Origin of the sequence: Kribbella italica (assembly GCF_014205135.1) — a bacterium.
In the GTDB taxonomy this organism is placed as follows: Bacteria; Actinomycetota; Actinomycetes; order Propionibacteriales; family Kribbellaceae; genus Kribbella; species Kribbella italica.
Window position 1 is genome coordinate 5,459,133 of the sequence record NZ_JACHMY010000001.1, and the last position, 19,170, is coordinate 5,478,302.

The 19,170-nt window shown below is 70.0% G+C and carries 19 protein-coding genes; 6 read left to right on the top strand and 13 right to left on the bottom strand.

All coding sequences use genetic code 11. The features are described from left to right. The first annotated feature begins 22 nt into the window (after positions 1-22). Positions 23-1,504, top strand: a complete 1,482-nt coding sequence (mptB, locus tag HDA39_RS25460; RefSeq protein WP_184799137.1) for a polyprenol phosphomannose-dependent alpha 1,6 mannosyltransferase MptB — start codon at positions 23-25, stop codon at positions 1,502-1,504. Here mptB and menD read toward each other — a convergent pair. Genes menD through menE form a run of 3 tightly spaced genes read right to left on the bottom strand, consistent with a single transcriptional unit; the run spans position 1,407 to position 5,073 of the window. Further along, positions 1,407-3,035, bottom strand: coding sequence for a 2-succinyl-5-enolpyruvyl-6-hydroxy-3-cyclohexene-1-carboxylic-acid synthase (gene menD, locus HDA39_RS25465; protein WP_184799139.1), 1,629 nt, complete (start codon positions 3,033-3,035; stop codon positions 1,407-1,409). The two genes, mptB and menD, sit on opposite strands and share 98 nt — an antisense overlap. Further along, positions 3,032-3,991: an o-succinylbenzoate synthase gene (locus tag HDA39_RS25470; RefSeq protein ID WP_184799141.1), complete on the bottom strand. Its 960-nt coding sequence runs from the start codon at positions 3,989-3,991 to the stop codon at positions 3,032-3,034. Before HDA39_RS25470 ends, menD begins: the two co-directional genes overlap by 4 nt. After that, on the bottom strand, positions 3,988-5,073 hold the full coding sequence (gene menE / locus HDA39_RS25475; protein ID WP_184799143.1) for an o-succinylbenzoate--CoA ligase: 1,086 nt from the start codon (positions 5,071-5,073) through the stop codon (positions 3,988-3,990). The genes HDA39_RS25470 and menE overlap by 4 nt, the downstream gene beginning before the upstream one ends. 61 nt (positions 5,074-5,134) lie before the next feature. Here menE and HDA39_RS25480 point away from each other — a divergent pair, with 61 nt between their 5' ends. Further along, entirely contained in the window at positions 5,135-6,007 is an 873-nt protein-coding gene (locus tag HDA39_RS25480; RefSeq protein ID WP_184799145.1) for a 1,4-dihydroxy-2-naphthoate polyprenyltransferase, read from the top strand. Positions 6,008-6,010: 3 nt separating this feature from the next. On the opposite strand, the gene cds1 is transcribed toward HDA39_RS25480, so the two are convergent. Beyond that, a complete protein-coding gene (gene cds1 / locus HDA39_RS25485; protein WP_184799146.1) occupies positions 6,011-7,120 on the bottom strand; it encodes an L-cysteine desulfhydrase Cds1 in 1,110 nt (369 codons plus the stop codon). A gap of 246 nt (positions 7,121-7,366) precedes the next feature. Here cds1 and HDA39_RS25490 point away from each other — a divergent pair, with 246 nt between their 5' ends. Genes HDA39_RS25490 through HDA39_RS25505 form a run of 4 tightly spaced genes read left to right on the top strand, consistent with a single transcriptional unit; the run spans position 7,367 to position 10,437 of the window. Then, positions 7,367-7,723: a hypothetical protein gene (locus HDA39_RS25490; RefSeq protein ID WP_184799147.1), complete on the top strand. Its 357-nt coding sequence runs from the start codon at positions 7,367-7,369 to the stop codon at positions 7,721-7,723. Next, complete coding sequence (locus tag HDA39_RS25495) at positions 7,720-8,736, top strand: M48 family metallopeptidase (protein WP_184799149.1); 1,017 nt, start codon at positions 7,720-7,722, stop codon at positions 8,734-8,736. The genes HDA39_RS25490 and HDA39_RS25495 overlap by 4 nt, the downstream gene beginning before the upstream one ends. 25 nt (positions 8,737-8,761) lie before the next feature. Beyond that, on the top strand, positions 8,762-9,244 hold the full coding sequence (locus HDA39_RS25500) for a GNAT family N-acetyltransferase (protein ID WP_184799151.1): 483 nt from the start codon (positions 8,762-8,764) through the stop codon (positions 9,242-9,244). Between the two features lie 38 nt (positions 9,245-9,282). Beyond that, the gene (locus HDA39_RS25505; protein WP_184799153.1) at positions 9,283-10,437 is read left to right on the top strand and encodes an SGNH/GDSL hydrolase family protein; all 1,155 of its coding nucleotides are present in this window, start codon (positions 9,283-9,285) and stop codon (positions 10,435-10,437) included. Positions 10,438-10,503: 66 nt separating this feature from the next. On the opposite strand, the gene HDA39_RS25510 is transcribed toward HDA39_RS25505, so the two are convergent. The 9 genes from HDA39_RS25510 to hemL all read right to left on the bottom strand — a co-directional run bounded on the left by HDA39_RS25510 (position 10,504) and on the right by hemL (position 19,078). Continuing rightward, positions 10,504-12,069 (bottom strand): MFS transporter, encoded by a 1,566-nt coding sequence (locus HDA39_RS25510; RefSeq protein ID WP_184799155.1) that lies wholly within the window; start codon positions 12,067-12,069, stop codon positions 10,504-10,506. Positions 12,070-12,131: 62 nt separating this feature from the next. Next, positions 12,132-12,743 carry a TetR/AcrR family transcriptional regulator gene (locus tag HDA39_RS25515; RefSeq protein WP_184799157.1) on the bottom strand — a complete coding sequence of 204 codons (612 nt, stop codon included), beginning with the start codon at positions 12,741-12,743 and terminating at the stop codon, positions 12,132-12,134. A 207-nt stretch (positions 12,744-12,950) separates the two neighbouring features. After that, complete coding sequence (locus HDA39_RS25520; protein ID WP_184799159.1) at positions 12,951-13,202, bottom strand: DUF4229 domain-containing protein; 252 nt, start codon at positions 13,200-13,202, stop codon at positions 12,951-12,953. 12 nt (positions 13,203-13,214) lie between these two features. Beyond that, complete coding sequence (gene ccsB / locus HDA39_RS25525; protein ID WP_184799162.1) at positions 13,215-14,180, bottom strand: c-type cytochrome biogenesis protein CcsB; 966 nt, start codon at positions 14,178-14,180, stop codon at positions 13,215-13,217. Continuing rightward, entirely contained in the window at positions 14,177-15,733 is a 1,557-nt protein-coding gene (resB, locus tag HDA39_RS25530; protein ID WP_184806549.1) for a cytochrome c biogenesis protein ResB, read from the bottom strand. The genes ccsB and resB overlap by 4 nt, the downstream gene beginning before the upstream one ends. Before the next feature lie 40 nt (positions 15,734-15,773). Then, on the bottom strand, positions 15,774-16,517 hold the full coding sequence (locus HDA39_RS25535) for a cytochrome c biogenesis CcdA family protein (protein WP_184799164.1): 744 nt from the start codon (positions 16,515-16,517) through the stop codon (positions 15,774-15,776). Next, complete coding sequence (locus tag HDA39_RS25540; RefSeq protein WP_184799166.1) at positions 16,517-17,083, bottom strand: TlpA family protein disulfide reductase; 567 nt, start codon at positions 17,081-17,083, stop codon at positions 16,517-16,519. Before HDA39_RS25540 ends, HDA39_RS25535 begins: the two co-directional genes overlap by 1 nt. After that, positions 17,083-17,706, bottom strand: coding sequence for a histidine phosphatase family protein (locus HDA39_RS25545; protein WP_202894101.1), 624 nt, complete (start codon positions 17,704-17,706; stop codon positions 17,083-17,085). Before HDA39_RS25545 ends, HDA39_RS25540 begins: the two co-directional genes overlap by 1 nt. A gap of 40 nt (positions 17,707-17,746) precedes the next feature. Next, the gene (gene hemL, locus HDA39_RS25550) at positions 17,747-19,078 is read right to left on the bottom strand and encodes a glutamate-1-semialdehyde 2,1-aminomutase (RefSeq protein WP_184799170.1); all 1,332 of its coding nucleotides are present in this window, start codon (positions 19,076-19,078) and stop codon (positions 17,747-17,749) included. Between the last annotated feature and the right edge of the window lie 92 nt (positions 19,079-19,170).

Genomic DNA, 19,170 nt, shown 5'->3' on the forward strand with positions numbered 1-19,170 from the left:
CTGGGGCGGTTACGGTCCGGCCATGCGGGTTCCTTCACCCTTGGTGCGTGGCGTGGTGGGGAGCTGGGTCGTAGCCGCCTCGGCGTTGGTGACGTCGGTGGTGCCGCAGTCCTCGTGGATCGCCTCGATCCCGTTGCGGGACTCGCTGGCCGGGCGGATGACCGGTCTGACGTTCATGGTGTTCGGGCTCGGGCTGCTGGTGTGGGCCTGGCTGGAGGTCGGCCGCGAGGTGCTGGCCGGCGTACGGCACCGGCTGATCCGGATGACCGTGCTCTGGAGCCTGCCGCTGCTGCTGGCGCCGCCGCTGTTCAGCCGGGACGCGTGGAGCTACGCGGCGCAGGGAGCGCTGGTCGCCAACGGCTTCGACCCCTACACGGTTGGCCCGGCTGCCCTGTCCGGCCGTGTGGTCGAGGCCGTCGACCCGATGTGGATGAACACACCAGCGCCGTACGGCCCGATCCCTCTGGCGTACGGCGGCCTGGCGGCTCACGTCACCGACAACCCGTACTTCCTCATGCTCGCCCACCGCGGCCTGGCCCTGCTCGGCATCGTCCTGATCGCCTGGGCCGTGCCGAAGATCGCCGTGGCCTGCCGGGTCGACCCGAGCGTCGCCACCTGGCTGGTGGTGGCCAACCCGATCCTCATCACCCACGGGCTCGGCGCAGCGCACAACGACGTGCTCATGCTCGGCCTGGCCTGCTCCGCCTTCGCCGTAGCCCTCACTGGTCGCTGGGGCACGGCAGCTGTCATCGCCGGCACTGCGGCTGCAGTCAAGGCGCCAGGTGGCCTAGTGGTCATCGCCATCGCCGCAGTGATGAGTCCACTGGCCGGCAGAGCCCTGAAACGCCTGGCCAGCTTGGCGATCGCCGGTGTCGTGTCTGTGCTGACCCTGGTGACTGTTGGCGAGCTGACAGGCATCGGCTCGGGCTGGCTCAACGCGTTGGACGTCCCCGGTCTGGTGATGTCTCCGCTGTCGATCGCCAACCTGATCGGCCTGGGCACTTCCGGCGTACTGGACTGGCTGGGCGCGGAGGACGCGGCTCAGCAAGCCCTGGTGATCATCCGGCTGCTGGGCATCCTCGCGGCGCTCGGACTGATCGCCGTACTCGGTCTGCGCTCGCACATCCACGCGGCAGCGCGTGCGGTCGGTGTAGCCATGCTGGCGGTCGTCCTGCTCGGCCCGACGGCGCACGACTGGTACTTCCTGTGGTGCCTGCCGTTCCTGGCCGTTGCCAGGCCAGGCCGGCGCCTGATGACGGCGCTGGTAGGGGTCAGCATGATCCTGACCATCGCCGCACCGCTCAACTCGTCGCTGCGCGGTGCGGTCATCCCCATCCTGGTGACGACGTCGCTGGTGCTCGTGGTCGTCGGCACCCTGCTGGGCCGGCTCCGCACGCTGCAGCCGGCTAAAGCGCCGCGTTCACCGCAGCCTGCAGCTCCTGATGCAGCGATGTCGGCCGTGGCAGCCGCACCTCCACCAGGTCCACACCCGCAACAGTCCTGACCAGTGCGGTCCGCAGTTCGTCCGCCGTCGTCACCAGCGTGTACGGCGTACCGGTCGCTGCCGCCAGCGCGGCGAAGTCCGTCCCGTGGGGCGTCCCGAAGACCCGCTCGAAGTCGGTCGTCCCGGCCTGCTCCAGCGTCGAGAAGATCCCGCCACCGTTGTCGTTGACCACCACGATGCGCAGGTCGGGCCGCGCCTCGGCCGGGCCGATCACCAGCCCGGTGAAGTCGTGCAGGAACGCCAGGTCCCCGATCAGCGCGTACGTCGCCCCGGCGTTCGCCAGCGCGGCACCGACCGCCGTCGAGATCGTCCCGTCGATGCCCGCGAGCCCGCGGTTGGCCACCGTCCGGATCGGTACGACGGGCGCCAGGTCCAGGTCGCGCACCGGGTTCGACGACGCGACCACGAGCATCCCGTCGGCGCCCACAGCCTCACCGACGATCGCCGCGATGCCAGGGCCGGTCAGCTCACCAGCGAGCAGCTTGTCGATCGCCGGCCGGGCCAGCTGGTCGGCGTGCTGCCAGCGGGCGAGCCAGTCGGTGCTGTCGGCGCCGGTGACCTCCAGGCCGGTCACCACGGTCGCGGCTCGTCGTACGGCGTCCGGCCAGGAGCCGGTCGGCGCGACCACGACGACCTCGACGTCCGGGCGGCCGAGCAGCTTGGTGATCGGCCGGGACAGCGTCGGGTGGCCGAACACGACCACCCGCTCGATCTCGTCCGCCAGCTTGCTTGCCCCAAGCAACAACCGGTACGACGGGATCACCGACGGACCGATCCGCGCGCGGCTGGACGGCTCCGCGAACAGCGGCCAGTTCCCCGCCTCCGCTGCGAGCCGGGCCGCCTGCGAAGCGCCGTCCCCCGCGACCACCACGGTCTTCGGCCCGGGCGAGAGCGACGACGGCTGCCCACCCGCGGCCCGCACGCTCGTCCACGGCCCACTGGTCCGCCCGTCCAGGGGCTCCGGCCAGTCCGGCCCGTCGGTCGGCACCAGCGGCTCGGTGAACGAGCAGTTGAGCTGGACCGGGCCCGGGTCGTTGCTGCGCACTCCAACGGCTGCTGCCACTGCTCGCGCGACCTGCGACCGCCAGTACGCGACCTGGCCGACCTCCTGTCGCGGCACGCCCATCTCGTGGAACAGCCGCACCGCACCGCCGAACACCTTCAGCTGGTCGGTCGTCTGGTTCGCGCCACTCCCCCGCAGCTCCGGCGGCCGGTCCGCACTCAGCACGAGCAGCGGCAGGCCGCTGTGCGAAGCCTCCAGTACGGCGGGGTGCAGGTTGACCACCGCAGTACCGGACGTGGTGACCACCGGCACCGGCAGACCGGTCCCGCGGATCAGTCCGATCGCCAGGAAGCCCGCCGTACGCTCGTCGACCCGCACGTGCAGCCGGAGCCGGCCCTCGCGGTCAGCAGCGGCCAGTGCCATCGCCAGCGGCGCACTGCGCGAGCCTGGGGCGAGCACGACCTCTCGGACGCCGCACCTGATCAGCTCGTCGACGACGACCGTCGCGAACGCAGTGGACGGGTTCATCCAGCCCCTCTTTCCAATTGAGCACGGTTCTTCAAGGCTTCGACTCTGGCCAGCCGTGCTTCCCACACGGCTGCAGTCTCTGGTGACGCAGCAGCTTCCGCCAGCAAGGCTCTGTCCGGCTCCAGCCTCTTCACCGGCAGGAAGCCGTCCACCGGCAGCAGCGGCTCGGCCACCACCTCTTGAGTGAACATCGCCACCGTCGCCAGCCCGCACGCATAAGGCAGCTCCGGCAACGCAGCAGCCAGTGCGACACCCGCAGCGATCCCCACCGACGTCTCCAGCGCCGACGAGACCACCACCGGCAGCCCGATCTGCTCAGCGATCTCCAGGCACGCCCGGACCCCACCGATCGGCTGCACCTTCAGTACGGCGATGTCGGCCGCTTCCAGCTCCCGGACCCGCAGGGGATCCTCGGCCCGCCGGATCGACTCGTCCGCAGCAACCAGTACGTCGGTACGCCGCCGGACCAGCGCGAGGTCCTCCACCGTCCAGCACGGCTGCTCGACGTACTCGAGGTCGAACCTCGACAGCTCCTTCAGCGCGGCCAGAGCCTCGTCGACCGACCAGCCGCCGTTGGCGTCGATCCGGACCCGGCCGTCGGCGCCCAGCGCGTCCCGGACCGCCTCGACCCTGGCCAGGTCGTCAGCCAGGGTCTGACCGGGCTCGGCGACCTTCACCTTCGCCGTACGGCAGCCGGAGGCTCTGACGATCTCAGCGGCTCGCTCTGGTCCCAGTGCGGGCACTGTGCAGTTCACCGGGATCTGCTGGCGTACTGGCTCGGGCCAACCGTCGACAGCCGCTTCCTGCGCGGCGCGGAGCCAGGCGACGCAGGTGGCGTCGTCGTAGTCCAGGAACGGGCTCCACTCGGCCCAGCCGGCCGGGCCCTCGAACAGCATGCCCTCGCGGACGGTGATGCCGCGGAACTTGTTCTTGAGCCCGAGCGAGTAGGTGATCACCGCACACCGTCCAGCAGGCGCTGCCGGTCGACCTTGCCCGAGCCGAGCATCGGCAGCTCGTCCAGCCGGACCAGCTCACGCGGAGCCCAAGTGCGCGGCAGTGTCTCGGCCACGTGGTCTCTCAGGGTCTCCAGCTCAGCCTTGCCGACCACGAAGGCCACCACCCGGCTGCCCCACTCCTGGTCAGGCACACCGAGTACGACGGCGTCCGCCACCTCCGGGTGCTCCAGCAGCCGCGCCTGCACCGCAGTGAGCGTCACGTTGACCCCACCGGAGATCACCACGTCGTCTACCCGGCCGACCACCTCCAGCCGCCCGTCGACGAACCGGCCGCGGTCCTGCGTCCGGAACCAGCCGTCCTGCAGCACCTCCTTGGTCAGCGCGGGCTGCAGGCGGTAGCCGGAGAACAGCGTCGGCCCCTTGATCAGGATGCGGCCGTCGTCCAGCGCCAGCTCGGTCCCGTCGAGCGGGCGGCCGGCGTACACACAGCCGCTGCCCGTCTCAGTCATCCCGTACGCCGGAACCGCCGTCACGCCGGCGGCCGCGGCGCGGGCCTTCAGCTCGGCGCCCATCGACGCCCCGCCGATCACGATCGCGTCGAAGCCGCGCAGCGCGTCGGGTGCGGTGTCCAGGTAGCGGGTCAGCTGGGTCGGGACCATGGCGGTGTAGCGCCTGGCGCCGGTCATCGCCGCCGCCGCTGCCAGGTCGTCAGCCACTACTGGCGTCGTACCGGCCAGGAGCGAGCGGGTGAGGATCTGCAGCCCGCCGACGAAGTACGGCTTCATCGGGAGCAGCCACTGGCCCGGTCCGCCGAGCCGGTCGTGCGTGGCCGTGGCAGAGGCGACCAGCGCCTCCCTGGACAGCAGGACGCCCTTTGGCTCACCGGACGACCCCGACGTGGTCAGTACGACGGCGCAGCCGTCTTCGAGCGGCTCGTCCGGCGCAGTCGCCCGGCGTACGCGCTCGGCGGCGGCCGGGTCCGGGGGCACCGGAGCGAAGGGCCGGCCAGTGCCGTCCAGGACCTCGGACAGCGCGGCGAGGACGGCCTCAGGCGTGCCGGGCACCAGACGCAGACTAGACATACTCCGCTGAGCGTAGCCCCGACGCTCATTCGTCGATCCAACGGCTGACAGAATCCCAGCCATGGCCAACCTTTCTCAGTGGATCGAGGGTGCCCGCCCCAGGACACTGCCTGCCGCCGTCGCCCCCGTCCTCGTCGGCACCGGCGCGGCGGCCTACCTGGACGGGTTCGTCTGGTGGAAGGCGCTGCTGGCCCTCGGGGTCGCCCTGGCGCTGCAGATCGGCGTGAACTACGCCAACGACTACAGCGACGGCATCCGCGGGACGGACGAGGTCCGGGTCGGCCCGCTGCGGCTGGTCGGGTCGAAGGTGGCCACGCCGCGCGCGGTGAAGACCGCTGCGTTCACCTGCTTCGGCGTGGGCGCCGCGCTGGGGATCGTGCTCTGCGCGACGTCCACCTGGTGGCTGCTGGTCGCGGGGGCCGCGTCGCTGGTCGGTGCGTGGTTCTACACGGGCGGCAAGTCGCCGTACGGGTACCGCGCGCTGGGCGAGGTCAGCGTGTTCCTGTTCTTCGGGCTGGTCGCAGTGCTCGGTACGACGTACGTGCAGGCCGAGCGGCTGCACTGGACGGCCGTGGCCGGGGCTGTCGCGATCGGCGCGATCGCCTGCGCGCTGCTGGTCGCCAACAACCTGCGCGACATCCCCACCGACAGCACCACCGGCAAGCGCACGCTGGCCGTGGTGATCGGCGCGGCCCGCTCCCGCCAGCTGTACGCCGGACTGATCGCCCTGGCCTTCATCCTGGCGGCCCTGTCCGCACTGGCCACCCCCTGGACCCTCCTGGCCCTGATCGCCCTCCCCCTGGCGGTCAAGTCAGTCCGGGTAGTAGTCAGCGACGCTGTAGGTCCAGCCCTCATTCCAGTGCTGAAAGGCACCGGCCTCACCGAACTGGTGTACGCCGTTGGTCTGACTGCTGGTCTCTTCCTCGGCAGTTGAGAACTACTCCCTCCACAACCCCGTTTCGGCGAAGCCGCGGAGGGTGTCCTCGTACGGGGTGATGTCGATGCTGTTGCCGTGCAGCCAGTCGTCGTCGTAGTACGTGTTCGTGTAGCGCTCGCCGCCGTCGCACAGCAGCGTGACGATGCTCCCGCGCTGCCCCATCCGGCGCATCTCGGCGGCCAGCCGCAGCGAGCCCCACAGGTTGGTCCCGGTCGAACCGCCGACCAGCCGCCCGGTGACCCGCGAGCAGAACCGCATCGCCGCGATCGACGCCGCGTCCGGGACCGCGATCATCCGGTCCACCACGCCCGGCACGAACGACGGCTCGACCCGCGGCCGGCCGATGCCCTCGATCCGCGACGGCCGCCCGGTCGCGAAGTCGCTGTCCGAGGCCTCGAACCCCGGGAAGAACGCCGACCCCTCCGGGTCTACCACCGCGACCGACGTCTCGTGCCGCTGGTAGCGCACGTACCGCCCGATCGTCGCCGACGTACCGCCGGTCCCCGCGCCGACCACGACCCAGGTCGGCACCGGGTGCTGCTCGAGCGCGAGCTGCCCGAAGATCGACTCGGCGATGTTGTTGTTGCCCCGCCAGTCGGTCGCCCGCTCGGCGTACGTGAACTGGTCCATGTAGTGCCCGCCGGTCTCCTCGGCCAGCCGCTTCGCCTCGCCGTAGATCTGCCCCGACCGCTCGACGAAGTGGCACCGCCCGCCGTGGAACTCGATCAGCTGGATCTTCTCCGGGCTCGTCGACGCCGGCATCACCGCCACGAACGGCAGCCCGAGCAGCCGCGCGAAGTACGCCTCGCTGACCGCGGTCGACCCGCTGGACGCCTCGATGACGGTCGTCCCCTCGCGGATCCACCCGTTGCACAGTGCGTACAGGAACAGCGACCGCGCCAGCCGGTGCTTCAACGAGCCGGTCGGATGCACGGACTCGTCCTTCAGGTACAGGTCGACCCCGCTCATCGCCGGCATCGGGAACACGTGCAGATGCGTGTCCGCACTCCGGTTGGCATCCGCGTCGACCACCCTGACCGCCTCGGACACCCACGCCCGCTGCTTGTCGTCCCGCCGGTCAACTTCCCTGCACGCCAACAGCTCACTCATGGCCACAGGCTAGGGCATGTCTCCCGCTTCCCCGCCGTAGCGAGCAGGTGCCCGGCGCGGTAGCTCGGTGCGCGGGAGACGAGCGCTGCGATGCGAAGCATCGTGAGCTTGGCTCCCGTGCAGCGAGATGCCGTGCCGGGTGCCGCGCAGTAGGCGGGGAAGCGGGAGACATGCCCTAGGGCTACTCGCCGGATCTTGAGTATTCCTACTCTCTGCAACCAGGGCCGCCCCCGGCACGATCGGGTCATGATCCCACTGGGTTTCGAGTTGCAGCTGTCGGCGACGGAGCAGGTCGTGCTGCTCGTCGTACTGGGGTTGCTGGCGACCGCCGCGGCGGTGCCGGCGAGCGTGCCGCTGGCTGCCGTGGGGGTGCTCAGGGCCCGGCGGGACGGGCGGTCGGCGGCTGGGCGTGGAGTCTGGTTCTGGGCCTGCGGTACGGCGCTGAGCTGGGCGACGATGATCGGTTGCCACAACCTGCAACTGGGCTGGTGGGCGGTGCCTTGCGGGTGGGTGCCGGGGCTGGTGGCCGCTTGGCTGTTACGGCCCGGACCCTCGGGCCCGGTACTTTGGGAGGAAGCACGCCGACCCGTGGGGGAACGATGACCGACAACGACGAACGGCCGACCCGCCAGCGGGTGACGCTGACCGACATCAGTTCGCGGGCCTGGGAGCACCCGGCCGACCGCGGAGCCCTGGTCGCGCTGCGGCAGCTCAAGGGGTTCGACTTCGTGCTCCGGAAGATGTCCGGGCTGATCAACGAGCGCGCCTTCCGGCTGCAGTTCCTCGGCTCGGCGATCAAGGTCGACGAGCGCCAGTTCCCGAAGGTGCACCGGCTCTACACCGAGGCGGCCGCCACCCTCGACGTCCGGCAGCTGCCCGAGCTGTTCGTCACCAACAGCCCGATCTGGAACGCCGTCACGATCGGCATGGACCGGCCGTTCATCGTCGTGAACAGCTCGCTGGTCCAGGGCCTGGACGAGGAGGAGCTGCGCTTCATCCTCGGCCACGAGCTCGGCCACGCCCAGAGCGGGCACGCGCTGTACCAGTCGCTCCTGCTCTGGCTGATGCGGCTGACCGGCGCGATCAACTGGATGCCGATCGGCGCGCTCGGGATCCGGGCCATCATCGCCGCCCTGCACGAGTGGTCCCGCAAGGCCGAGCTGTCCGGCGACCGCGCCGGCCTGCTCGCCGTCCAGGACCCGGCGGTCGCGCTGCGGGTGCAGATGAAGCTCGCGTCCGGCGGTCAGCTCGACCAGCTCGACACCACCGCGTTCCTGGCCCAGGGCACCGAGTACGAGAGCTCCGGCGACCTGCGCGACTCGGTCCTCAAGCTGCTGCTGCTCGAGGCCCAGACCCACCCGCTGGCCGTCATCCGTGCGCACGAGCTGCGCCGCTGGGTCGACGAGGGCGAGTACACGACGATCGTGTCCGGCGACTACCCCAAGCGCCAGGACGACGGCGACGCCTCGATGACCCAGGAGGCGAAGAACGCGGCCAAGTCGTACTCCGACGCCTTCGCCCGCTCCCAGGACCCGCTGGCCAAGTTCCTCCGCGACCTCGGCGACGGCCTCGGCGGCGTCCGCGACTGGGTCAGCTCGAAATTCCCCCCGCGCTGAGGCCGTCGTACGAGATGCTTGGCCGGTGACGGAACTGCAGGTACTCACACCGGACGACTGGAAGGCCTGGCGCGAGCTGCGGCTGGCGGCTCTCTCCGAGGCGCCGGCCGCTTTCGGGTCCCGGTACGAGGACTGGGTGGACGCCGAGGAGGACCGCTGGCGGGCCCGGCTGTCGGTGCCGGGCTCGTACTGCGTGATCGTGTCGCTCGACGGTGTGCCGTCGGGGATGGCCGGTGGCATGCCGGCCGACGAGGACGAAGTGCGCCACCTGGTGTCGATGTGGGTCTCCCCCGCCGCCCGGGGACACGGACTCGGTGACCGGCTGATGGGTGCCGTCGAGAACTGGGCGCGCGCTGAAGGCGCTCACGCCGTCGAGCTGTCCGTTGTCCAGGGCAACGACAACGCGCACGCCCTCTACCTGCGCCACGGCTACGCCCTCACCGACAAGCCCGGCGACCTGATGCCCGACGGCATCCACCGCGAGTTGGTGCTCCGCAAGACTTTATGAAGTTGCTCCCCGGCTGAGGACTGGGCAGGCTGCTGGGTATGGCCGACTGGATCAGCACGCCCATCACCCCTGAGCTCGTGCGCGGCGCCGTCGAGCTGGAGCAGACGCCGTACGGCGTGCTGCCGCACCGGCTCGGGGCACTGGGCCGGAAGCAGAACGTCGACGGCCAGCTGGCGATGGCGGAGGCTCAGCCGTCCGGTGTCCGGCTGGCCTTCAGGAGTACGGCGACGGAGATCGAGCTCGACGCACTCCCGACGAAGATGGAGTTCGTCGGCGCACCTCCGCGACCGGACGGTCTTTGGGATCTCCTGGTCGACGGCGAGCTCGCCGCGCAAGGGACGGTCGGCGGCGGCAACGTGCTGACCATCGACTTGGCCACGGGCAGCAGGGAGACCACGCCCGGACCGGTCGGGTCCGTTCGCTTCAGCAACCTACCGACCGCCGCCAAGGACATCGAGATCTGGCTGCCCCACAACGAGATCACGCAACTCGTTGCCCTCCGCACCAATGCGCCGGTCGAGCCGGCCACCGCCACCGGCCGGCGCGTCTGGCTGCACCACGGCAGCTCGATCTCGCACGGCTCCAACGCCGACAGCCCGACCCGGATCTGGCCCGCCGTCGCCGCTCGCCTCGCCGGCGTCGAACTGACCAATCTCGGCTACGGCGGCAGCGCCCTGCTCGACCCGTTCACCGCCCGGACGATGCGTGACCTCCCGGCCGACCTGATCAGCGTCAAGTTCGGCATCAACCTCGTGAACGCCGACCTGATGCGTCTGCGCGCACTCGGCCCCGCCGTCCACAACTTCCTCGACCTCGTCCGCGAGGGTCACCCGACCACACCGCTGCTGGTGATCTCGTCCATCTACTGCCCGATCCAGGAGCACACCCCCGGCCCACTGGCACCCGACTTCGCCGACGGCACGGTCGCCTTCAAGGCCACCGGCAACCCCGAAGAAGTTGCCGCCGGCAAGCTCACGCTGACCGTCGTCCGCGCCGAGCTGGCCCGCATCACCGCCGCCCGCGCCGAGGACGACCCCAATCTCCACTACCTCGACGGCCTCACCCTGTACGGCGAAGCCGACCACACCGAGCTCCCGCTGCCCGACCGCCTCCACCCCGACACCGCCACCCACCAGCGGATCGCCGAGCGCTTCGTCGCCGAGGCCTTCACCAACGGTCCCTTCAAGGGCTGACCAGGAAACGACGAAGGGCCGCATCTCCCGCCCCCGGGGATACGGCCCTTCTGTCTGTGGCGAGCGTCAGCCGATGTGGACGCCGCCCGGCTTGCCGTCTCCTGCCAGGTCCTTGGCCTTGACCGACAGCCCCAGCAGGGTGATCAGCGCCGCGCCGAGGATGATGAACGCCGACACCGTGAACGCCTGGGTGAACCCGTGCGTAGTGGCGACCGCGGTGAACTGGCCCTCGAGCTGCTTGAGCTGAGCCGGCGACTGACCGGACTCTGCGGCCTTCTGCAGGCCCGGGGCGAGCTCGGTGAACTTGTCCTTGATCGCGTTCGCCGAGACCGTGCCCAGCAGCGCCAGGCCGACCGCGCCACCGATCTGCTGGACCGTGTTCAGCACCGCCGAACCGACTCCCGAGTCCTCGTCGGCCACACCGGAGACCGCGGTCAGGGTGAGCGGTACGAAGATCAGGCCCATCCCGAACGACAGCAGCAGGACGAACGGCAGCACGTGCGTCAGGTACGACGAGTCGACCTCGAGCCGGGAGAAGCCCCACATGCCGAGGCCGGCCAGGACCGCACCGGTGCCGGCGATCCAGCGTGGGTCGATCCGGGCGATCAGGGTCGAGGCGACCTGGGCCGCGACCACGATGCCGAGGCTGAACGGCAGGAAGGCGAACCCGGTCTTCAGCGCGCTGTAGCCGAGAATGTTCTGGATGTAGATCCCGAGGAAGTAGAACATCGAGAACATCGCCGCACCCACGATCAGCATCACGAAGAAGCTGACGCCCCGGGTGCGATTGGCCAGGATCCGGAACGGCATCAGCGCGTGCTTCGACCGCGCCTCGATCACCAGGAAGGCGGCCAGCAGCAACAGGCCTCCGATGATGAAGAGCAGGGTGTAACGGTCCCCCCACCCGGCGGAGCCCGCGTGGGTCAGGCCGTAGACCAGCGAGGTCAGACCCAGCGTTCCCGTGACCGCACCCGGCAGGTCGAACTTGCCGTGCTGCCGGGCCGACTCTCCCAGGTACCGGATTGCCAGTACGGCGACGATCAGGCCGATCGGGGTGTTGATGAAGAAGGTCCAGCGCCACGACGCCTCGGTCAGGGCCCCACCGAGGATCAGGCCGACCGCGGCCCCCGCGCCCGACATGGCGGCGTACACGGCCATCGCGCGGTTGCGCTCCTTGCCGGCCGGGAAGGTGGTGGTGATCAGGGCCAGGGCGTTCGGCGAGGCGGCCGCGGCCGCGACGCCCTGCAGGATCCGGCTGGCGAGCAGGATCGTCTCGTTCTGCGCGATGCCCCCGATGAACGACGCGACACCGAACAGCACGACGCCGAACATGAACACCTTGCGGCGCCCGAGGATGTCACCGATCCGGCCGCCGAGCAGCAGCAGCCCGCCGAAGGCCAGCGCGTACGCGTTGACCACCCAGGGCAGGGAGCCGTTGCTGAAACCGAGATCGGTCTGGATGTGCGGGAGCGCGATGTTGACGATGGTGCCGTCCAGCACCACCATCAGCTGCGCCATGCTGATCAGCGCGAGCGCGATCCCGAGGTTGCGGTGACCGTGAGCCGCGGGCTCGGCGCCCGTGTCGACCGGCCGCCCCTCGGGCGGATCGGCCTTGACGACGTCTTCGGACATAACTGGAAATCCCCTCTTGGGTGGTACTGGCTTGTCTGGGTCGCCGACCGGCCCCACACCGGTCAGCGCGCCTGCGACCCCCGCGCCGCAGGCAGGATCACGTGGTCGATCACTCGCAGGATCAGGTCTTCGGTCGGCTCGACCCCGAGCACGAACGCGTGGTGGATGATGACGGCCGGCAAGGTCTGGGACAGCAGCTCGACGTCGACGTCGGCCGCGATCTCGCCGCGCTCGACGGCCCGGGAGTAGACGCGGGCGGTCAGCCCGAGCCGCGGCTTCAGGAAGCGTTCCTTGAAGGCCAGCTGCAGGTCGTCGTCGCGGTGCAGAGCGGTCAGCAGCCCGGCCATCACCGACATCGGCATCTCGTCGGTGAACCCGCCCTCGTTGCACGACAGCGCGATCAGGTCGCCGCGCAGGCTGCCGGTGTCGACCTCTTCCGGGATCGGGCACCCCTTGGCCCGGCTGATCGCGTCGACGACCAGCTCGGCCTTGCTCGTCCAGCGCCGGTACAGCGTCGCCTTGCTGGCCTTGGCGGCGGTGGCCACCGCGTCCATCGTCAGCCGGTCGTACCCCAGCTCCGCGACCAGCTCGACGGTCGCGTCGAGGATCTCGTCCTCACGCCCACCCTCGACCCGCGGACGCTGACGGGGTCCGGCCTCGGCAACTTCGGTCATGTTCACCCTGTGTGATCGGAAAGCGACAGATAGAACGAAACGGTTTCGTTTCATCCACCACGTTACGACTCATGTGAAGAAGTGCACAAGCGATTTTCGGGCAAACTTCGACGTGGCCTGGGTCACTCTGCGTACCACTCGATCAGCTGGTACGAAAAACAGAAGACCCCGCCGACCAGCAGGTCGACGGGGTCGTAGGCCCGTGGATCAGTCCTCGTCCTCGGCCTTCCGGGCCGTTTCCAGCCGCTCGGTCATCCGGGCCGCGCGCGTCTCGATCCGCGCCGCCAGCCGGTCCCGCCAGGCCCGCAGCACGAAGATCGACAGGATCGACGACACGATCAGGGCGATCAGCAGCAGCGGGAACACCGACAGCCAGGTGCTCAACGCGAACCACAGCACCGCGAACGACGCGGCGAACAAGGCCAGCCGCAACCCGGTGTAGACAGCGAATTCCTTCATACCGGCACTCTCCTACAGACCCGAGTAGGCGTGGAAGCCCGAGAGCAGCAGGTTGACGCCGATGAAGTTGAACAGGAAGACCACCCAGCCGGCGATCGCGACCCAGGCGGCGCGGCGGCCCCGCCAGCCGGCGGTCGCGCGGGCGTGCAGGTACGCGGCGTACACGACCCAGGTGACCAGCGACCAGACCTCCTTGGGGTCCCAGCCCCAGGCGCGGCCCCAGGCGTAGTACGCCCAGATCGGGCCGGCGACCAGGACGCCGAAGGTCCACAGCGGGAAGGCGAACGCGTGCACCTTGTACGCGACGGCGTCCATCCGGGCCGAGGTCGGAATGCGGCGCAGCGCGGCCGGCATCGGCTTGCCGTCGGTCTCGCGGGACTCGGCGCGGTTCTTGACCAGGTAGAGGATCGACGCCATCGCACCGACGGTGAAGCCGCCGCCCGCGACCGCCGCGGCCGACACGTGGATCACCAGCCAGTACGAGTGCAGCGCGGGCAGCAGGTCGGCGGCCGGTACGTACAACGCCAGTACGGCGACGCCCAGCGTCGCGGCGATCACGAAGGTGACCAGGAGCCCGAGCCACTGCAGCCGCTGCCGGGTGAGCAGGAACAGGTAGACCGCGGCAACGGCGAGCGACGCGGTGATCGCGAACTCGTACATGTTGCCCCACGGCACCCGGCTCACGGCCAGGCCGCGGGTCAGGACGCCACCGGCGTGCATCACGAACGCCAGCACGGTCAGCAGTACGCCGATCCGGCTGGCCTGCTCCCAGCGCTCTGACCGGTCCTCGTCCACCGCGGGGGTGTCGGAAGGGACCTCGGCGCCGTCGGCACCGACCAGCACCTTCTGCTCGGCCGGCTTGCGGACCCGCAGGCCGCTCGACCACTCCACGGTGTGCGCCAGCAGGGCCAGCGTGTAGATCACCGTCGCGGTCGGGACCAACAGGTTCGACACCGAGGCGAGGGTCGAGGAGTTCATGCCTGCTCCCGCTTCTTCTTCAGAATGGTGGAGATCGCGTCGATCTCGTCGCCGAGACCACGCTCCGGCCCCCGGTCCAGGCCGGCGACCTCGACCACGGTACGCCCGTCCTCGGTGCGGACCCGCACCCAGGTACGGCGCGGATGGACGAACAGCGAGCCCATCAGCCCGAGGATCGCGAGCAGGATCCCGGCCAGCGCCAGGTTCAGCCCGGGGGTGTGGCTGATCTGCAGCTTCACCCACTGGTCGTAGGAGTCGAACGACAGCGAGCCGCGACCGTCCGGCAGGTCGATGCTCTGGCCCGGCGCCAGCTGGAAGCGCAGCTTGTCGCCCTTGCCGTCGTCGAACTGGGTCAGCTTGGTCTTGTCCAGCTGGTAGACCGACTGCGGTTTGCCGGTCTCGTCGGACGGGCGTCCGTAGTACGCCGTGAGCACGAGCGCCGGGTTCACCGCGTCGGGGAAGACCGAGACCGGGCCGCGCTGGTCGATCACCGCGGTCGGCAGGAAGAAGCCCTCGAAGCCGAGCTGCTCGGGCCGCGCGTCCGGCGCCTTGATCACGCCGAAGGAGGAGAAGTTCGCGTCCTGCGGCAGGAACGGCGACGGGCCGGAGTAGGCGACGTCGCCCTTGCCGTCGCGAACCGTCACCTTCGGCGCGTAGCCGTGGCCGAGCAGGTGGACCTTCGTGCCGTCGACCGACAGCGGGTGGTTCACCTTCAGGTCGTACGACTGCTCCGGCGACTCCGGCGTGACCTGGTAGGTGACGCCCGCGTCGAAGGACCGGGCCGCGCCCCGCTGCGGGCCGTCGGTCGCGAAGGTCGCTTTGAAGGTGTTCACCTTCAGCGTGAACGGCGGCAGGTCGTCCGGTGTGAACGCCCGGCCGGGCGTGAAGTCGTCGAACTGGGCGACCGCGTTGGAGAAGCCCTGGCCACCGACCACGACCAGCACGGTGCCGCGGTAGCCGAACAGCGAGCCCCAGGCGATCCCGACCAGCGCGAGGATCAGCGAGAAGTGGAACAGCAGGTTGCCGGCCTCGCGCAGGTAGCCGCGCTCGGCGCCGACCGCGCCGTCGTACGTCTCGATCCGGAAGCGGCGCTTGCGCAGCTCCCGGGTGGCCGCGGCCAGCACCTCGGCCTCGGTCGCGTCGGTCTCGAACCGCTGGTGGCCCGGCAGGCGGTGCAGGTTGCGCGGCGGCTTCGGCGGGCGGGCCCGCAGGGCCTTCAGGTAGACCTGCAGGCGCGGCACGACGCAGCCGATCAGCGAGATGAACAGCAGCAGGTAGATCGCGGAGAACCAGACCGACTTGTAGACGTCGAAGAGCCCGAACTTGTCGTACCAGGACGCCAGCCCCGGGTTCGCGTCGTAGAAGTCCGACACCTTGATCGGGTCCACCGGGATCTGCGGGATCAGCGAGCCGGGCACCGCGCCGAGCGCCAGCAGGAACAGCAGGATCAGCGCGGTCTTCATCGACGTCAGCTGGCGCCAGGCCCAGCGCAGCCAGCCGACCAGGCCCATCGCGGGCGGGTCCTGGCGCTCGGGCGGCTTGCCGCCGGACATGGTGGCCTCGGGCTCGACCTGTTCCTTGACGTCGCTCACGTCAGACCGCCGATCCGAAGTTGGCGACCCACTGGCGAAGGTCTGCGGTCATCGCGTCCCACACTCCTGTCAGCAGCAGGAGACCCACCGCGATCATCAGTACGCCGCCGATCCGGATCACCAGCAGCTGGTGCTTGCGGACCCAGGCGACCGCGCCGAGCATCCGGCGGAAGGCCAGCGCCGCGACGATGAACGGAATGCCCAGCCCGAGACTGAACACCAGCGCGAGCACCGCGCCACGACCGGTACTGCCTTCGGTGGTGGCCAGGCTCATCACGGTGCCGAGCGTCGGGCCGATGCACGGCGTCCAGCCGAAGCCGAACAGCACGCCCAGCAACGGCGCGGCCGCGATCCCGACGGCCGGCACCCGGTGCACCCGGACGTCGCGCTGCAGGAAACCGAACCCGCCGAGGAAGATCAGCCCGAGTACGACGGTCGCCCCGCCCAGCACCTTGGTGATCAGCGACTGGTGATCGAGCATCGCGTTGCCGATGGCACCGAACAGCACGCCGGTCAGGATGAACACCGCCGAGAACCCGGCCACGAACAAGCTCGTCCCGGCCAGCATCCGCCCGCGCTGCTTCGAGCCCAGCTCGGCCGCGGACAGACCGGTGACGTACGAGAGGTAGCCCGGCAGCAGCGGGACGACGCACGGTGAGAAGAACGAGATCGCACCGGCCAGCACCGCGATCGGCAGTGCCACCAGCATCGAGCCCGTCATCGACTGGGCGAACCAGTCACCCATCAGCCGGTGGCGTCCTTGACCATGCCGAGCAACGTCTGGGTGGTGACCGAGCCGATCACCCGCGACGCGACCTTGCCGTCCTTGTCGATCACCAGCGTGCTCGGGATCGAGCTCGGCGAGATCTGCCCGCGGAAGCCGAGCAGCTGCTTGCCGCTCGGGTCGTACAGGCTCGGGAAGCCGACGCCGAACTCCTGCACGAACTTCTTCGCCGGGGCCTTGTCCAGGTCGCGCGTGTTCAGCCCGATGAACTCGACGCCCGCCCCGAGCTGCTGGTGCGCGGCGACCAGGTCGGGCGCTTCCTTGCGGCACGGTGGGCACCACGAGCCCCACACGTTCAGGACGACGACCTTGCCCTTGTGGTCGGCGAGCTTCCAGGCCTTGCCGTCCAGGGTGTCGCCGCCGAAGTCGGGCGCCGGCTTGCGGTCGGCCGCGGCGAAGCTGGAGACGTTACCGTTGCCGCTGACGAAGCCGGTCTGGCCGCTGCGGTTCTCGTTGGTCGACTCACCCGAGCTGCAGGCGGTCGCCAGCAGCGCGACCGCGGCGACCACTACCGCCGTACGGCGCATCACGCACCGCCCACGAACTTGTTCGGGTGCTTGACCGGCAGCAGGTCCTTGGCCGGTTCGGCGTACCCGACCGAGACGATCTGGTCGCCGTGGAAGGTGAAGCTGGTCAGGCTCGCCAGGCTGCACTGCCGCTTGCGCGGGTCGTGCAGCATTCGGCGGTTCTCGATCGCGGACCGGACGATCCAGATCGGCAGCTGGTGGGACACGATCAGCGCCTCGTGCCCGGCGGCCTTCTGCCGGGCGGTCTCGATCGCGTCGCGCATCCGGCGGACGAGCTGGCTGTACGGCTCACCCCAGGACGGCTTCCACGGGTTGCGCAGCAGCCACCACGCGCTCGGCCGGCGCAGGGCACCGTCGCCGACACCGAACTTCTTGCCCTCGAACAGGTTCGCCGCCTCGATCACCCGCTCGTCGATGTCCGGGGTCAGCCCGAACGTGGCGGCGATCGGCTCCATCGTCTCCTGGGCACGCTCCAGCGGGGAGCTGACCAGGTGCACGATGTCGCGCCCGGCCACGTGCTCGGCGACCTGATCGGCCATCTTCCGGCCGAGCTCGGACAGGTGGTAGTCGGGGATCCGGCCGTAGAGCACGCCCGCGGGGTTGTGCACCTCGCCGTGCCGCATGAGGTGCACGACCGTTGTCTCGGTCACCGAGCCGTTCCCTTCAGTTCTGTACTGCGGCGGCGGCGCGCGCGGCGACCGACGCTGCTTTCTCGATGGTGGCCAGAGCGTCGTCGTCGACGGCCGCGCTCACGAACCACGCCTCGAAGGCGCTCGGCGGCAGGTAGACGCCGTTGTCCAGCATCGCATGGAAGAACGCGGCATATCTGGGCAGTACCTGGGCTCCCGCCCCGGCGAAGTCCGTGATCCGACGCGTCACCTCGTCCGAAGACTCCACGAAGAAGAAGCTGAAGAGGTTCCCGGCGTTCTGTGTGCGGTAAGGCACACCCGCACGGCTCAGCGCCATGCCGACGATCCGCCGGATCGTCTCGGCGGTCCGGTCGAGCTGCGCGTACACCTCGTCGGTTGCCAGCCGCAACGTGGTCAGACCGGCCGTGGTCGCCACCGGGTTCCCCGACAACGTCCCAGCCTGGTAGACCGAGCCTTCCGGCGCCAACTGGGCCATCAGGTCCGCCCGGCCGCCGAAAGCCGCGGCCGGGAAGCCGCCGCCCATGACCTTGCCGAAGGTCATCAGGTCCGGCGCGACGGTGTCAGAGCCCAGACCCCAGAAGCCGGACCTGGTGATCCGGAAGCCCGTCATCACCTCGTCGGAGATGAACAGCGCGCCGTTGTCCTTGCACGTCCTGGCGAGGAAGTCGTTGAAGTGGCCTACCGGCGGAACCACACCCATGTTGCCCGGCGATGCCTCGGTGATCACCGCGGCGATCTGATCGCCGTACTGGGCGAAGGCCTGCGTCACGGCGGCCTGGTCGTTGTAGGGCAGCACGATCGTGTCGGCCGTGGTCGCCTCGGTGACCCCCGGTGTACCGGGGATGCCGAGGGTGATCACCCCGGAGCCCGCCTGGGCCAGCAGCGCATCGACATGGCCGTGATAGCAGCCGGCGAACTTCACGATCTTGGCCCGGCCGGTCGCGCCGCGTGCCAGTCGCAGCGCGGACATTGTCGCCTCGGTGCCCGACGAGACCAGCCGCACCTTGTCGACCGGCGTCCGGGCGACGATTTCCTCGCCCAGCTCGACCTCGGGCTGGGTCGGCGTTCCGTAGGACGTACCGCGGCCGACCGCCGCCTGGACGGCCGCCGTCACCTCGGGGTGCGCGTGGCCCAGCAGCATCGGGCCCCAGGAACAGACCAGGTCGACGTAGGTGTTGCCGTCGACGTCAGTGATGTGACATCCGTCACCGGATGCCATGAAACGCGGTACACCGCCGACGGCGCGGAAGGCTCGGACCGGCGAGTTCACTCCGCCCGGGGTGACGGCCGAGGCGCGATCGAACAGGGCGGCGGAAAGCTTGGTGTGGTCTGACACGGCCGCCATTCTCCCCGACCCGTCAGGCAACAGAGCGGGCGGGCAGGGCGCGGGGGGTTCCGCTAAGCGTTGTTACGGGCCAGTATGGGTACCTGGTGACC

What these genes read in the sequence shown, in the direction of transcription:
- mptB (WP_184799137.1), top strand. Translation starts at nt 23, where the DNA reads ATGCGGGTTCCTTCACCCTTGGTGCGTGGCGTGGTGGGGAGCTGGGTC.
- menD (WP_184799139.1), bottom strand. Translation starts at nt 3,035, where the DNA reads ATGAACCCGTCCACTGCGTTCGCGACGGTCGTCGTCGACGAGCTGATC.
- menE (WP_184799143.1), bottom strand. Translation starts at nt 5,073, where the DNA reads ATGTCTAGTCTGCGTCTGGTGCCCGGCACGCCTGAGGCCGTCCTCGCC.
- HDA39_RS25480 (WP_184799145.1), top strand. Translation starts at nt 5,135, where the DNA reads ATGGCCAACCTTTCTCAGTGGATCGAGGGTGCCCGCCCCAGGACACTG.
- cds1 (WP_184799146.1), bottom strand. Translation starts at nt 7,120, where the DNA reads ATGAGTGAGCTGTTGGCGTGCAGGGAAGTTGACCGGCGGGACGACAAG.
- HDA39_RS25490 (WP_184799147.1), top strand. Translation starts at nt 7,367, where the DNA reads ATGATCCCACTGGGTTTCGAGTTGCAGCTGTCGGCGACGGAGCAGGTC.
- HDA39_RS25495 (WP_184799149.1), top strand. Translation starts at nt 7,720, where the DNA reads ATGACCGACAACGACGAACGGCCGACCCGCCAGCGGGTGACGCTGACC.
- HDA39_RS25505 (WP_184799153.1), top strand. Translation starts at nt 9,283, where the DNA reads ATGGCCGACTGGATCAGCACGCCCATCACCCCTGAGCTCGTGCGCGGC.
- HDA39_RS25510 (WP_184799155.1), bottom strand. Translation starts at nt 12,069, where the DNA reads ATGTCCGAAGACGTCGTCAAGGCCGATCCGCCCGAGGGGCGGCCGGTC.
- HDA39_RS25515 (WP_184799157.1), bottom strand. Translation starts at nt 12,743, where the DNA reads ATGACCGAAGTTGCCGAGGCCGGACCCCGTCAGCGTCCGCGGGTCGAG.
- HDA39_RS25520 (WP_184799159.1), bottom strand. Translation starts at nt 13,202, where the DNA reads ATGAAGGAATTCGCTGTCTACACCGGGTTGCGGCTGGCCTTGTTCGCC.
- ccsB (WP_184799162.1), bottom strand. Translation starts at nt 14,180, where the DNA reads ATGAACTCCTCGACCCTCGCCTCGGTGTCGAACCTGTTGGTCCCGACC.
- resB (WP_184806549.1), bottom strand. Translation starts at nt 15,733, where the DNA reads ATGTCCGGCGGCAAGCCGCCCGAGCGCCAGGACCCGCCCGCGATGGGC.
- HDA39_RS25535 (WP_184799164.1), bottom strand. Translation starts at nt 16,517, where the DNA reads ATGGGTGACTGGTTCGCCCAGTCGATGACGGGCTCGATGCTGGTGGCA.
- HDA39_RS25540 (WP_184799166.1), bottom strand. Translation starts at nt 17,083, where the DNA reads ATGCGCCGTACGGCGGTAGTGGTCGCCGCGGTCGCGCTGCTGGCGACC.
- HDA39_RS25545 (WP_202894101.1), bottom strand. Translation starts at nt 17,706, where the DNA reads ATGCGGCACGGCGAGGTGCACAACCCCGCGGGCGTGCTCTACGGCCGG.
- hemL (WP_184799170.1), bottom strand. Translation starts at nt 19,078, where the DNA reads ATGGCGGCCGTGTCAGACCACACCAAGCTTTCCGCCGCCCTGTTCGAT.